Consider the following 13,985-nt stretch of genomic DNA (forward strand, 5'->3'; position numbering starts at 1 on the left):
GATGGTTGCAGAAAAGGAACGAGTGTTAATGGATTTACAAGATGTATTTGAATATGCGTTTGACGAAATTTTTGTGACTGACGAAAAGGGAATCGTTGTGCGTGTAAATAGTACATGTGAAAGGCACTATCAATTAGTTGCGAAGGAGTTAGTAGGTAAGCATGTAAAAGAGTTGCAGAAGGATGGGATCTTTTATCCATCGGCAACGTTAGAAGTAATTGAAAAAAAGAGACCGATTGAACTCGTTCAAACGACAAAATCAGGAGAGTATTTACACGTTCGTACAAGGCCTGTTTTTGATGATGAGGGAAATTTAAGAAGAGTAATTAGTTATTCTCGTGATCTTACGGAGCTCTACCAATTACGTCAAAAGGTAGAGGAAATGGATAATCAGTTAAAAACATATAAAAAAGAATTAAGAGAAACATATGAACATGAAGGACTTATTTTTAAAAGTAGCGCTATGCAAAAAATAGTCGAGACAATTAAGAAAGTATCTGTGGTAGATAGTACTGTTCTCGTTTTAGGTGAAACAGGAGTAGGGAAGAGTCGATTGGTACGCCATTTACATGAAGTGAGTAACCGGAAGAATGAAAGTTTCTATGAAATTAACTGTGCGGCATTGCCAACAAATTTAATTGAATCAGAGCTTTTTGGATACTCAGGTGGATCTTTTACAGGTGCGAACCGTGAAGGGAAAAAGGGACTATTAGAATCAGCGCATAAAGGAACGCTATTCTTAGATGAAATTGGCGAAATGCCGCTTGAAATTCAAGCGAAGCTTTTGCAAGTGTTGCAAGAAAAAACGTTTCGCCCTATAGGTGGAAGAGAATTAAAAAAGGTGGATGTTAGAATTGTAGCGGCAACAAATAGAGATTTAAGTATGATGGTGAAACAAGGAACATTTCGGAAAGATTTATATTATCGTCTGAATGTCATTCCAATTGTAATTCCGCCACTTCGGGAAAGAACAGAAGACATTTTGCCACTCATTTATCATTATTTACAACACTTTAACGAGAAATATGGCCGGAATGTAAAATTAGCACCTAGCACATTACAAATGTTTGTTGGTTACCCGTGGGAAGGAAATAATAGAGAAATTGAAAATGTGATTGAGCGAATTGTTATAACTGCTGATGATATCGTTACGATAGAAGATTTACCAATAGCGATGCAAGAATCAACGGTTGAACAGTCCGGCCAAAGTCTCTATAAAATGTTAGAAGAAGTAGAACGGAATATTATTTTGAAAGCATATAAAACATATGGATCGAGTTATAAAGTAGCGGAGTTTTTAAAAATAAGTCAATCTGCTGCCACTAGGAAAATAAAGAAACTTATAGAGGAGGAAGAAAACATTGGATAAAAAAGCGACGTTTGTAAATGTAGAGAAAAAGGCGATGTATATAAATGGTGAGTGGATTACATTGCAAGAACAAATCGAAGTAAATAATCCAGCAACGAAAGAAATATTTGCGACGGTGCCAAAGGGCGGGGTAACAGAGGCAAAGCAAGCTGTTGATGCTGCCCATGAAGCTTTTAAATCATGGTCTAAGTTAACAGCAGCAGACCGTGCAATGAAGTTAAAAAAATGGTTCACACTTATTGATGAAAATAAAGAAGAGATTGCAGCGATCATGACGAGAGAACAAGGAAAGCCATTTGCAGAAGCGCTTGGTGAAGTGAATTATGCAAATAGCTTTGTTGAATGGTATGCAGAAGAAGGAAAACGCGTATACGGTGAAATGATTCCTGCTTCTCATCCGAATAAACGTATTTTAGTTATGAAGCAACCTGTTGGGGTTATGGCAGCTATTACGCCTTGGAACTTCCCGGCCGCTATGATTACGAGAAAGGTAGCTCCGGCGCTTGCAGCAGGATGTACAGTGGTTGTAAAACCTGCAAGTCAAACGCCGTTAACTGCGCTAAAATTAGCTGAATTAGCTCATGAAGCAGACATTCCAAAAGGCGTAATAAATATTGTAACAGGTAGTGCGAAAGCAATTGCTGATACGTGGATGGAAGATGGACGTGTTCGAAAAGTTTCCTTTACAGGATCAACTGAGATTGGGAAAGAATTAATGGCCAGTGCTGCAAAAACGATAAAAAAGGTTTCACTTGAGTTAGGTGGTCACGCACCGTTTATTGTTATGAACGATGCGGACTTAGATAAAGCGGTAGAGGCGGTAATCGGTTCGAAATTCCGTAACGCAGGACAAACGTGTATATGTACAAACCGAGTATTTGTTCAGGAAGAAGTTTACGAAGTATTCGCAGAGAAGTTTCAAAAGGCAGTAGGGCAGTTGAAAGTAGGAGACGGTTTCGGTGATGGAACGACTGTAGGACCACTTATTGACGAGAATGCAGTTTCGAAAGTACAGGAACATATTGAAGATGCTATTCAAAAGGGTGGAACAGTTTTATATGGTGGCCAAAAGGTTACAGAGCTAGATGGACACTTTATGCAACCAACTGTAATTGGGTTGGCGAACGATAAGATGCTTTGTATGAATGAAGAAACATTCGGACCAGTGGCACCAGTTGCGAAATTTAAAACGGTTGACGAAGTAATTGAACGTGCAAATCATACACCATATGGCTTGGCTGCTTATATTTTCACAAAAGATATTAGTCAAGCATTCCAAATTAGCGAAGCGTTAGAGTACGGTATTATCGGATTAAATGATGGACTTCCATCAGTTGCACAAGCACCGTTTGGTGGCTTTAAAGAAAGTGGTATTGGACGTGAAGGAGGACATTTCGGTATCGAGGAATATTTAGAAATTAAATATATTTCATTAGGACTATAAGTAGTATACTAGAATCTCTATAAGGTAACAGAGAAGGAGATTCTAGTATGGTATATTGGCTATTATTACTCGTAACAATTATTTTTGAAGTAGCAGGAACAATTGCGATGAAGTTATCAAATGGTTTAACAAAGCTTATTCCAAGTGTACTTATTTTCGTATTTTATGGAATTTGTTTCAGTGTATTTGCTATCGTTGTAAAAAAAATTCATTTAAGTATCGCTTATGCTATTTGGTCTGGGGTAGGAACATTACTTATTACAATCATTAGCGTGTATTTCTTTAAAGAGCACATTAGCTTATTCCAAGCGTTTTGTATTCTCTTTATCGTTTTAGGCGTAATTGGACTTAAGGTTTCATCGGCATCATAAAAGGCTATCTTCCGGTGTGGAAGATAGCCTTTTATTTGTATTAAAATGCCCAGTTACCTTTACGGAAGATTGGTTCATGTCTTCCGTCAGCTGTAATACCATCGATATCAAGCTCAGCTGATCCAATCATGAAGTCGTTATGTGTAATACTATTGTTTGCCCCGTTTTCGGCAAGTTCTTCTTTAGACATTGTTTTTCCACCAACTAAGTTGAAAGCATAAGCACTTCCAATTGCAAGGTGGCAAGATGCGTTTTCATCAAATAACGTATTATAGAATAAAATATTTGTGTTTGAAATTGGTGAGTCATGAGGTACTAAAGCTACTTCTCCTAGGAAGTGAGAGCCTTCATCTGTTTCTATTAAATGTTTTAAAGCCTCTTCACCAGTTTCAGCTTTATAATCTACGATACGTCCGTTCTCAAATGTTAACGTGAAGTTATCGATAATGTTACCTGCAAATGCTAACGGTTTTGTGCTAGATACTTGGCCGTTTACACCTGTTTTAAGCGGCATTGTAAATACTTCCTCAGTTGGAATGTTCGCCATAAATGGTACATTCTTTTCATTTAAGCTACCAGCACCAGCCCATACATGCTTTTCTGGAAGTTCGATTGTTAAATCTGTTCCAGGACCTGTATAGTGAAGAGCTTTATAATGCTTTTCGTTTAAGTAATCAACTTTTGTATGTAACGTTTTATCGTGTTCTTTCCATGCTTCCACAGGATTTTCTAAATCAGCACGAGTAGCTTTGAAAATAGCATCCCATAGTTTTGCTTCTTGTTCTTCTGGTGCAACGTCAGGGAATACTTTCGCAGCCCATTCTTTCGTAGGAACAGAAATGACACACCAGCTTACTTTATCAGCTTGTACGTAATCACGGTATACTTTCATTGCTTCACCAGCTACTTTATGAGCTGTTGCGATACGCGTTGGTTCTACACCTTTTAATAAATCAGGGTTTTCTGCATAAATAGACATAAATGCAGCGCCTTCTTTTGCTAATTCTTCACGAGCGTTTGCTTTCCAAGATGGGAACTCAGCGAATGCTTCTTCAGGAGCTAGATCGAACTTTAAGCGTGTTAACGTCTCATCATTCCAATCCACATATACGTGTTTTGCACCAGATTTATATGCTTTTTCTGTAACGAGGCGTACAAATTGTACAGCTTCAAGAGGTGCGCTAATTGATAATGTTTGTCCTGGTTGAATATTAACACCAACATTGACTGCAAGGGCAGCATATTTCTCTAACGTTTGTTCAAATGACATATGTATAATCTCCTTTAATTTGAAAGATTTCTTACTATATATAATACAAGAAAATTCAAAAAATATATATAAATATAGCGTAAAAAGAGAGCTCAAAATGTTTTGAGCCCTCATCGTTATTTAATCGAAGAAGCAAACTGTTCTACGGTCGTCGTATGGTGTATGCGAACACGCTTCATTTTTAACAATTCATCGGGTTCACCTTTTGTAATGAATTTTCCGGGTTTTGTTGTCGTCGCAAATTGATAATATTTCTTCGTTTCTGCAACGACTTTATCATCTACATGACCGAATGGATAAGCAACTGCGATAACGGGCTTACCTGTTATTTTTTCTAGCTTTTCTTTCGATCCTTTTAGTTCCTCTTCATAGTTTGTAATTTTCGGTAAGTCTGCATGCGTCGCTGTATGAGATTGCACTGAGAAAATGCCGGAATCGACCATTTCTTTTATTTCAGAAGTAGACAGTGATCCTTCTACATCAACGTTATCAACAATCATATATTCTGTTGCTGTGGGCTTAAACGTATCGTCTTTTAGCTTTTGTAAAACATGGAATGCATTCATATTATTTTTCATACCGTCATCAAATGTAACAAAGATAGGTTTATTTACTTTATTAATATCACCCCAACGTTCAAAAGTTAGTAATGTATAGCCGTTGTCCTTTAAATATTTCATTTGGGCTTCAAAGTTAGCAGGTGAGACGAATAAATCTTTAATGCCTTGTCCGTGATAATCATCGATTGCATGATACATAAGAACGGGAACCTTTTGTTCGAAAGTAATAGCAGCTTTTGTGAGTGGGATGGTTTTCCCATCTTCTTTTATTCCTATTGCTTCAATTTGAAATTCACCGCGTTTTCCTTCAAATTCTTTTATGTCAAAAGGAAGTGAAAATTGTTTTTCCTTTTCTTTAGAAGATAAAGATTTAGAAGTTTCCCTTCCGTCAGCAGTACGCCAAATTTTATATTGTACTTCAGTTAAAGTATCTTTTATATCTGTCATATGAATAGTAGTATTTGTAGATTCGTGTGTAATGGGCTGATAAGAAATTTTACCTTGTTCTTGCACAGTTTCTGTTTGTTTCTTAACTCCTTGAACCTTTTTCTCTTTTTTAGGTTCCTGGCTTACATCACTAGTATTACAGCCTGCTAGAATGGTAGATGTACATAAAGCGATTGCTGCATATTTTCTCATAAAATCACCTTCTATTGTGTATTATGTTGCATACTTACATTTAAAATCCCCACCGCTGTAAAAGAGGTGGGGATATACCCTTGTTCATCATAGCATTTGAAGAAAATGGATGGAATGAGAAAAGTAATAATAAATAAAAAAATCACCTTACTTCAACGAGTAAGGTGATTTTTTATTAAATAAACAATCCAGCGATTGTCGCAGATAAAATAGAAGCAAGTGTTGATGCAAATAGCATTTTCCAACCAAATTTAGAAACAACGCGTCCTTGTTTTTCAGAAAGGGCACGAATTGTACCAACGATTGCACCAATTTGGCTAATACTTGCGAAGCTAATTAAGAATACTGTAACGATTCCAACTGTACGTGGAGATAATGTTGATGCAACACCTTTTAAATCAAGTATTGCTACAAACTCGTTTAATACAATCTTCGTACCCATAATACCACCAGCTGGGATAATATCTTGAGTTGGAATACCCATTAAGAATGCGAATGGAGCAAGTATATAACCGAAGATTTGTTGTAACGTAACAGCATATCCCATTGCACCTGAAGCGGCACTAATTACGTAGTTTACAACTTCCATCACACCGATGAAGGCGATCATTAATGCGGCAACGATACCAGCTACTTTTAAACCGTCAAGTGCACCGTTAATCATTGCACCGATAAAGCTGTCACCGAATAAAGTTCTATCGAATTTTTGAATCACTTCATCTTCTTTTTTCGTATCAACTGGTGTTAATAGCGAACAAACGATTAAGCTTGAGAATAAGTTTAGTGGAAGAGCTGCTAGTACATATTTTGCATCTAACATCATTACGTATGATGCTGTAACAGAGGCAGAAACTGAACTCATTGCAGAACAACAAATGATAAACATACGGTTTTTATTGAAATGTTGTAAATCATTTTTAATAACGATTAACGCTTCACTTGAACCGAAGAATACAGAGTTTACTGCGTGGAATGATTCAACGCGTGGTAAACCAGTAATTTTTGAGATTGCACCGCCGACAACGCGAACGATAAATGGTAAAACACCTAAATAACTAAAGATAGAAAGTAGTGCTGAGAAAAATACGATAATTAATAGTACGTTTAAAAAAAAGACAAAATCTCTTTGAATCCCATTAAAGAGAAAATCGACACCTGTCGTACCAAGTTTAATTAGTTTGTTGAAAACTTTACCAATGAAAATAATGATTTGTTGACCAATCTTTGTGCCAAACATAAACCAACCGATTAAAATTTGAAAACCAATCATAATAGCAATTGCACGGAAGTTGATTTTACTTTTGTTGTTTGACAAAGCAAAACATAAACCTAAAACGACAAGAATACCGATAATGCTCATTACATATTGCATGTGGTTGCCCCTTTCAGAAGTTCGTATAAAGTTTGTACATAAAACGCTCGTTATATTACTAAAAATAAAACAAGGAGGTTTTATGTCATACGTAAGATGTCTGACCTTTTAGAAAAATAAAAATAAAAAAAGACCCATATGGATTCACTTTCATCTATGAGAGAAAGCTAATCAATATGAGTCCTTTTTTGCACAGGGGCTAATATTCATTAGTTTTCCCCATAGTCCAGCAATTTAAGGTTGCCGGGTAGAAACTCTCGATCCATATTATCGAGTATATATGAGGTAACATCGTCCGTATTAAATTAGTAGTAGCGTAACATTAACAGAGAACTATCGTCAATAGCTTTTTTTCTTCCAATAGAAATAGACCATATAAGTATGATAAAATGTAACGCAGTGTTATGAAAAAGAGAGGTCGGAAAATGAGTACAAAAATGACGCCACCAGTTGAAAAAAACGAGTTTATAGATGTAGTATTTGAAGATTTAACACATGATGGTGCCGGTGTTGCGAAAGTAAAAGGCTATCCTATTTTCGTTAAAAACGGATTACCAGGTGAAGAAGCACAAATTAAAATTATTAAAGTGAAGAAAAACTTCGCATTCGGTCGTTTAATGAAGCTTCATACAGAGAGCCCATATCGTAAAGATGCAGAATGCCCAGTGTACAATCAGTGCGGCGGTTGTCAGGTTCAGCATTTAACATATGAAGGACAATTACAAGCGAAAGAAAAACAAGTACGCGATGTTATGCAGCGCATCGGCGGATTAAGTGATGTTCCTGTTCATCCTGTACTTGGCATGAAGAATCCGTGGGTATACCGTAACAAAGCACAAGTACCAATTGGAGAACGTGAAGGTGGACTTGTAGCTGGATTCTATCGTCAAGGAACACATGACATCATTAATATGGAATCGTGTTTAATTCAAGCAGAAGAAAACGATACATTAATTCAAGAAGTAAAACGTATTTGTGAAAAACACGGTATTTCGGCATACAACGAAGAGCGTAACAAAGGAACACTTCGTCACGTAATGGCTCGTTACGGACAAGTAACAGGGGAAATTATGCTTGTCTTCATTACTCGTACCGCAGAATTACCAAACAAAAAAGCAATCATTGAAGAAATTGCAGCGAAATTCCCAGAAGTAAAATCGATTGTTCAAAACGTAAATACGAAGCGTACGAATGTAATTTTCGGAGATAAAACGACAGTACTGTACGGATCAGAATATATTTATGACTTTATCGGTGACATTAAATTTGCGATTTCAGCACGTTCATTCTATCAAGTAAACCCAGAACAAACGAAAGTGCTATACGATAAAACGTTAGAATACGCAAAACTAGATGGCAACGAAACAGTAATTGATGCCTATTGTGGAATTGGATCAATCTCCTTATTCCTAGCACAAAAAGCGAAAAAAGTGTACGGCGTTGAAATCGTCCCGGAAGCAATCGAAGACGCAAACCGAAACGCAGCACTAAACAATATGACAAACGCTGAATTTGGTGTAGGAGAAGCAGAAGTAGTCATTCCAAAATGGTACAAAGAAGGCGTAATCGCTGATACAATGGTCGTAGATCCACCGCGTAAAGGTTGCGATGAGGCACTATTAAACACAATCATCGACATGAAACCAAAACGCGTCGTATATGTATCATGTAACCCAGCAACATTAGCACGTGATTTAAAAGTACTAGAAGAAGGTGGATATAAAACGCAGGAAGTACAACCTGTTGATATGTTCCCACATACGACTCATGTAGAGTGTGTAGCTTGGCTGAAGTTGGTATAATAGGAAAGCAGTTGATATAGGAAAATCTATACCATCTGCTTTTTGGTTTATTGAGAGTTTGAAATTGTATTCATAGTGAGAGGATTTGAATTTGAAATGATAGATAATTTTTGGCGTGATTTACCACGACCATTTTTCGTACTTGCACCAATGGAAGATGTAACGGACGTTGTGTTCCGTCACGTAGTAAGTGAAGCTGGTCGCCCAGACGTATTCTTCACAGAGTTCACAAACTCGGATAGCTATTGTCATCCAGAGGGTATGAAAAGTGTACGTGGCCGTTTAATTTTTACAGAAGATGAACAACCAATCGTGGCGCATATTTGGGGAGATAATCCTGAATACTTCCGCCAAATGAGTATTGGTATGGCAGAGTTAGGATTTAAAGGCATCGATATTAATATGGGTTGCCCTGTACCAAACGTAGCATCAAGAGGAAAAGGTAGTGGACTTATTTTACGTCCAGACGTTGCGGCAGAACTTATTCAAGCAGCAAAAGCGGGCGGATTACCTGTCAGCGTAAAAACAAGACTTGGCTTTAAAGAGTTAAGCGAGTGGGAAGATTGGTTAACGCATATTTTCAAACAAGATATCGCGAACCTTTCTATTCACTTACGTACAAGAGAAGAAATGAGCCAAGTGGATGCACACTGGGAGCTAATTCCGGAAATTAAAAAATTACGTGATCGTATTGCACCAAATACGCTCCTAACAATAAACGGAGACATCCCTGATCGTAAAACTGGGTTGGAACTTGCTGAAAAATACGGCATTGATGGCGTAATGATCGGACGAGGAATCTTTAAAAATCCATTTGCTTTCGAAAAAGAGCCAAAAGAGCATAGTAGTAAAGAACATCTTGATCTTTTAAGACTGCAGCTGGATCTTCAAGATCAATATGCAGAAGTATTACCACGCTCCATTACAGGACTACATCGCTTCTTTAAAATTTATGTAAAAGGATTCCCAGGAGCTGCTGAATTAAGAAACCAATTGATGAGTACGAAATCAACGAATGAAGTGCGTGCATTGCTTGATAAGTTTGAGGCGAGTGTGAATGTAGTAGAAGGTAGTGAAACAGTGTAACTTTTGAAAGTTACACTGTTTCACTTTAATTAAGGTGGACTGTATCAGAAGTAAAGGCGTAAAACAAGGGTAAGAAAAGAATACAGGAGAAAAGCGAAAATGGTAGGTTGGTCTTGATTTTCAATGATAGTATCATGTTTATTTTATTATGCCTATAATTGGAGGCCGTGTGAATGTTAAGTGATCAGGCGAGATATTCTAGGCTCGCGAATATAACAAAAATAATAAATACAAAATTAGAACTACGTGAAGTATTGCAGCGTGTAACAATTGCGATATCAGAGGAGATTGTTAAGTGCAACGCTGTTGGAATTTATTTACCCCAGGAAGATGGAACATTTAGAGGGTTTGCAGGAAAACCAGAGACAATAAATGGCGTAACGCTCGATACTCAGGTAATTGATCCAGAAATAGACTTACTAGCAAAAGAAGTTATGGAAACAAAAAAAACGATTTATATCCCTGATACATCAAAGGATGATCGACCGGATTCGAGACCAGTTGCTGCGTTCAAAATTAAGTCCTTATTAGCTCTACCCATCTCATTTGGGCAAGAGTTATTTGGTCTAGTTTTTTTATTTGATTATGGAGTTCCAATGAACTTAACAAATTCAGAAGTTCAAAGTGTTGAAGCTTATGTAAATATGGCTGCGGTCGCAATTCAAAATGCAAATAATTTAAAACAAAAAGAAAACCTTATTGCCGAGAAGCAGCTGTTACTAAATGTTACCCGTGATTTATCAATGTGTTCCTCGATACAGGAGAGTTTTGATAAATGTTTTTTTTACTTAGGACAGATTTTAGAGAGTAAAAACATGGCAGCTCACCTTTTAGACCCCCTAGACAAAACAACGATTAAAACAACGAAGTTAAGCAAGGAATGTGATTGGACAGAAGCGGATTGGGTGGAGAAAAGCTATGAAGCCAAGATCCAAGAGGTTATCCAAACAAAAAATATAGATAGTAATGGTCTACTGATGATTCCATTGGTTTCAATGGGAGAAGTATTAGGGGTAATCGTCGTTGGCAAAGAGGGAAAAGCTCACAATTATGATAATTCCCAAATACAACTGGCAAAATCTATCGTTGATGCTACAGCGCCTACGTTTTCAAACTTGTTATATATGGATAGACTTGAAAGCATGGTGGAAGAGCGAACGAGAGAACTAGCTGTTGCTAATGAAAAAGTTACAAGTGTGATTGAAAGTATTACGGATGGATTCTTTACTTTAAATAATACGTGGGAATTTACGTACGTAAATAAGCATCAATATTTTCCACAAAGAAAAACAGCAAAAGATGTATTAGGAAAGAATATATGGGAGATTTTCCCGAGTAGCATTGACGAAGTCATGTATAAGGAACTTCATCGTGTAATGTCAGAGCGAACTACAGTGTATTTTGAATTTTTTTCTGCCCCAGATGAATATTGGCACGAAGTTATTGCATACCCGTATGATGATGGTATTTGTTGTATTTTTAAAAACATAACGGAAAAAAAGCAATATGAGCAGGAATTGAAAAGGTTATCCAACATAGATTTAATAGGGCAAATGGCAGCTGGTATCAGCCATGAGATTAGAAATCCAATGACAACAGTACGAGGGTTTTTGCAGTTATTAAAAGAAGAGCCCACCTATGAGAAACATAATAAGCACTTTAATTTAATGATTGAAGAACTTGACCGTGCCAATTCTATTATTACTGAATTTCTCTCAATGGGTAATACAAGGAAATCGGATTTGCAGATGTTAGATTTAAATTCAATTATCTGTGATATTATTCCTTTAATAAAGATTGATACGCATAATCAAAATAAATATATTCAAGTCGATACAAATGACATTCCGGAATTACTTTTAAATCGTAATGAGATACGACAATTATTAATAAACTTATACCGGAATGGCTTAGAAGCGATGGATAAAGAGAAAGTTCTAACCATTAGCACCTATAAAGAAGGTCGAGATTGTGTCGTGCTTGCAGTGAGGGATCAAGGAAAAGGTATCAGGCCTGAAGTATTAGAAAAACTAGGTACTCCATTTTACACGACCAAACATAATGGAACTGGATTGGGGTTAGGTGTATGCTATGCCATTGCTGCCCGTCATAATGCAAAAATAGAAATTCAAACGGGATCCGAAGGCACTACCTTTTTTGTTAAATTTGATTATCTAAATAATAAAAAATAACCTTATTTAGATTATTTTTGTTGAACTGTACCACAAATATTTATATTTGAGTAGTATAAAAAAATGGACAAACCTATATTAGATTTGTCCATTTTTAAGTGTGTTAATTAATAGTAAATCCTCAACCGAAGTTTCGTTCAGCATCTTTATAATCAATTACATAATTCAATATTGATATCTTCCCATATTAATTCTAGTATCAGTATGATTTTATTGGAATTAAATATAAAATAAAGCTGCTAAACAGCATATGTTGCAGTTTTAAAATCATCTCCACAAGCATTAATCCACCTAAGACTACAAAACCACCTCCTAAAATGTTAAAGTAGTAATTTGACGACATTCATTTACACATGCTAAAAGCATTAAGATAATCAACATTTCAGGAGGAAAAACAATGGCAATGAGCAACAATGATATATTAAAAAGAGTAAGATACGCTTTAGATATAAAAGATATAGATATGGTAGAAATCTTTAAACTTGGCGGTATGGAAGTAACGAAGGAAGACGTAGTTGATATGCTTACAAAAATAAAGAGAGCGCCTCAGCACGAACCTGAAAACCCTGATGTGGAAGAAGATGAGTATGTAAAAACATGCGATATGATGATGTTAGAGGCGTTTTTCAATGGATTTATTACTTTAAAAAGAGGGAAACAAGATCCGAAACCAGGACAACCAGCACCTGTAGAAAGCAAAGAGAGTGCGAATAACCTTCTTCTAAAGAAAATGAAAATTGCACTTTCATTAACGAGTGAGGATGTACTTGATATATTAGATGGCGTAGGCGTTACAGTGACAAAGGGAGAACTAGGCGCCCTATTAAGAAAGAAAGGCCATAAAAATTACAAAGAGTGCGGCGATAGATACGCAAGGAACTTCATTAAGGGATTAGCTGTAAAGTATAGAGGGTAATGATTCCATTAAAGTGGTACATGATATAATAGATAGAGTAGGATGTTCGTATCCTACTCTTTTTTATTTGTAAAATAATACGTTAGGTGATGAAATGGTACATACATATTTAGGTGAGACAATTAATTTTCATATAACTTATAAAAAGAAAAAGTCAGTGCGTCTTTTTGTAGATTCGTACGGAAATGTGGAAGTGCAGGCTCCAAAGGGAACGCCTGTTGAATACTTAGTCCAGTTGCTCGAAGAGAAATGGGATTGGATTCAGAAAACACGTAAGGAAATGGCGGAGCGAGCGCGTGGACCACAGGAAAAGGATTATGATCAAGGAGAAGGCTTTTTGTATTTAGGAAGTACGTATCCAATACAGATTTCTCAAGATGTAAGTATTACGCAAGACAATGCAGTATTTAAAGGAGATAAGCTACACATTTATGTGAAAGAGCTTAAGGATGAAAAGATACAACAAGCTTTAAAACGATTTTACTATAAGCAGTGTAAGTCATTAGTAGAGAAGAGTATAAAAGCGCATCAAAGTAACTTCAAAACAAAGCCGCGTTCTATTCGTATTACAGATAGTAGCCGCACATGGGGAACGTGTGATTCAAATTTACAGCTAACATTCAATTGGAAGTTAGCGATGGCACCACAGCGAGTAATTGATTATGTAGTTGTTCATGAAATGTGCCATATGGTTCATTTGAATCATGATCGCTCTTTTTGGCGCCTTGTCGGGAAGATAATGCCTGATTATAAGGAAATGGAGAATTGGTTAGCGTTATCGAGTTGGAAGATGACGGTTTAGTGGTGCGCTTATTGTCAATCTTTGTCGGTAAGTCGATATATTTCAAAAATCGCCGATATATTTTGAAAATCGCTGATATATTTGGAGTTGTGGTCGATATGTTCAAGGAAGAAAAAGCAAAAGGAGATGTCACAGCAGACATCTCCTTTTTTATGTCTTAGC

The 13,985-nt window shown here is 36.6% G+C and carries 12 protein-coding genes and 1 riboswitch; of the genes, 9 read left to right on the forward strand and 3 right to left on the reverse strand.

Annotated features, from left to right (window positions below; all coding sequences use genetic code 11):
* The first annotated feature begins 1 nt into the window (after position 1).
* The 3 genes from AAG068_RS01955 to AAG068_RS01965 are packed head-to-tail and all read left to right on the forward strand — an operon-like array spanning position 2 to position 3,184.
* Positions 2 to 1,369, forward strand: a complete 1,368-nt coding sequence (locus tag AAG068_RS01955) for a sigma-54 interaction domain-containing protein (protein ID WP_342717068.1) — start codon at positions 2 to 4, stop codon at positions 1,367 to 1,369.
* A complete protein-coding gene (gabD, locus tag AAG068_RS01960) occupies positions 1,362 to 2,813 on the forward strand; it encodes an NADP-dependent succinate-semialdehyde dehydrogenase (protein ID WP_342717070.1) in 1,452 nt (483 codons plus the stop codon). The genes AAG068_RS01955 and gabD overlap by 8 nt, the downstream gene beginning before the upstream one ends.
* A gap of 47 nt (positions 2,814 to 2,860) precedes the next feature.
* Positions 2,861 to 3,184, forward strand: coding sequence for a DMT family transporter (locus AAG068_RS01965; RefSeq protein WP_000263254.1), 324 nt, complete (start codon positions 2,861 to 2,863; stop codon positions 3,182 to 3,184).
* A gap of 40 nt (positions 3,185 to 3,224) precedes the next feature.
* On the opposite strand, the gene AAG068_RS01970 is transcribed toward AAG068_RS01965, so the two are convergent.
* The 3 genes from AAG068_RS01970 to AAG068_RS01980 all read right to left on the reverse strand — a co-directional run bounded on the left by AAG068_RS01970 (position 3,225) and on the right by AAG068_RS01980 (position 7,025).
* On the reverse strand, positions 3,225 to 4,454 hold the full coding sequence (locus tag AAG068_RS01970; protein ID WP_342717074.1) for an aminopeptidase: 1,230 nt from the start codon (positions 4,452 to 4,454) through the stop codon (positions 3,225 to 3,227).
* A gap of 116 nt (positions 4,455 to 4,570) precedes the next feature.
* On the reverse strand, positions 4,571 to 5,653 hold the full coding sequence (locus AAG068_RS01975; protein WP_342717076.1) for a polysaccharide deacetylase family protein: 1,083 nt from the start codon (positions 5,651 to 5,653) through the stop codon (positions 4,571 to 4,573).
* 175 nt (positions 5,654 to 5,828) lie between these two features.
* On the reverse strand, positions 5,829 to 7,025 hold the full coding sequence (locus tag AAG068_RS01980; protein WP_342717079.1) for a NupC/NupG family nucleoside CNT transporter: 1,197 nt from the start codon (positions 7,023 to 7,025) through the stop codon (positions 5,829 to 5,831).
* A gap of 202 nt (positions 7,026 to 7,227) precedes the next feature.
* Positions 7,228 to 7,329, reverse strand: a riboswitch (purine riboswitch).
* Between the two features lie 121 nt (positions 7,330 to 7,450).
* On the opposite strand from AAG068_RS01980, the gene rlmD reads away from it, so the two are divergent.
* From rlmD to AAG068_RS02010, 6 genes are all read left to right on the forward strand, one after another.
* A complete protein-coding gene (rlmD, locus tag AAG068_RS01985; protein WP_342717081.1) occupies positions 7,451 to 8,827 on the forward strand; it encodes a 23S rRNA (uracil(1939)-C(5))-methyltransferase RlmD in 1,377 nt (458 codons plus the stop codon).
* Between the two features lie 96 nt (positions 8,828 to 8,923).
* Positions 8,924 to 9,913 carry a tRNA dihydrouridine synthase gene (locus AAG068_RS01990; RefSeq protein ID WP_342717083.1) on the forward strand — a complete coding sequence of 330 codons (990 nt, stop codon included), beginning with the start codon at positions 8,924 to 8,926 and terminating at the stop codon, positions 9,911 to 9,913.
* A gap of 173 nt (positions 9,914 to 10,086) precedes the next feature.
* Positions 10,087 to 12,105 (forward strand): GAF domain-containing sensor histidine kinase, encoded by a 2,019-nt coding sequence (locus AAG068_RS01995; protein ID WP_342717085.1) that lies wholly within the window; start codon positions 10,087 to 10,089, stop codon positions 12,103 to 12,105.
* Positions 12,106 to 12,502: 397 nt separating this feature from the next.
* Complete coding sequence (locus AAG068_RS02000) at positions 12,503 to 13,021, forward strand: DUF1456 family protein (protein WP_342717087.1); 519 nt, start codon at positions 12,503 to 12,505, stop codon at positions 13,019 to 13,021.
* 94 nt (positions 13,022 to 13,115) lie between these two features.
* Positions 13,116 to 13,823, forward strand: a complete 708-nt coding sequence (locus AAG068_RS02005) for a M48 family metallopeptidase (RefSeq protein ID WP_342717089.1) — start codon at positions 13,116 to 13,118, stop codon at positions 13,821 to 13,823.
* On the forward strand, positions 13,805 to 13,984 hold the full coding sequence (locus AAG068_RS02010; protein WP_342717092.1) for a hypothetical protein: 180 nt from the start codon (positions 13,805 to 13,807) through the stop codon (positions 13,982 to 13,984). The genes AAG068_RS02005 and AAG068_RS02010 overlap by 19 nt, the downstream gene beginning before the upstream one ends.
* The last annotated feature ends 1 nt before the right edge of the window (position 13,985 follow it).

It is taken from the genome of Bacillus paramycoides (genome assembly GCF_038971285.1).
Taxonomy (GTDB): Bacteria; Bacillota; Bacilli; order Bacillales; family Bacillaceae_G; genus Bacillus_A.

What these genes read in the sequence shown, in the direction of transcription:
- AAG068_RS01995 (WP_342717085.1), top strand. Translation starts at nt 10,087, where the DNA reads ATGTTAAGTGATCAGGCGAGATATTCTAGGCTCGCGAATATAACAAAA.
- AAG068_RS02000 (WP_342717087.1), top strand. Translation starts at nt 12,503, where the DNA reads ATGGCAATGAGCAACAATGATATATTAAAAAGAGTAAGATACGCTTTA.
- AAG068_RS01975 (WP_342717076.1), bottom strand. Translation starts at nt 5,653, where the DNA reads ATGAGAAAATATGCAGCAATCGCTTTATGTACATCTACCATTCTAGCA.
- AAG068_RS01955 (WP_342717068.1), top strand. Translation starts at nt 2, where the DNA reads ATGGTTGCAGAAAAGGAACGAGTGTTAATGGATTTACAAGATGTATTT.
- AAG068_RS02005 (WP_342717089.1), top strand. Translation starts at nt 13,116, where the DNA reads ATGGTACATACATATTTAGGTGAGACAATTAATTTTCATATAACTTAT.
- AAG068_RS01980 (WP_342717079.1), bottom strand. Translation starts at nt 7,025, where the DNA reads ATGCAATATGTAATGAGCATTATCGGTATTCTTGTCGTTTTAGGTTTA.
- AAG068_RS01965 (WP_000263254.1), top strand. Translation starts at nt 2,861, where the DNA reads ATGGTATATTGGCTATTATTACTCGTAACAATTATTTTTGAAGTAGCA.
- AAG068_RS01970 (WP_342717074.1), bottom strand. Translation starts at nt 4,454, where the DNA reads ATGTCATTTGAACAAACGTTAGAGAAATATGCTGCCCTTGCAGTCAAT.
- AAG068_RS01990 (WP_342717083.1), top strand. Translation starts at nt 8,924, where the DNA reads ATGATAGATAATTTTTGGCGTGATTTACCACGACCATTTTTCGTACTT.
- rlmD (WP_342717081.1), top strand. Translation starts at nt 7,451, where the DNA reads ATGAGTACAAAAATGACGCCACCAGTTGAAAAAAACGAGTTTATAGAT.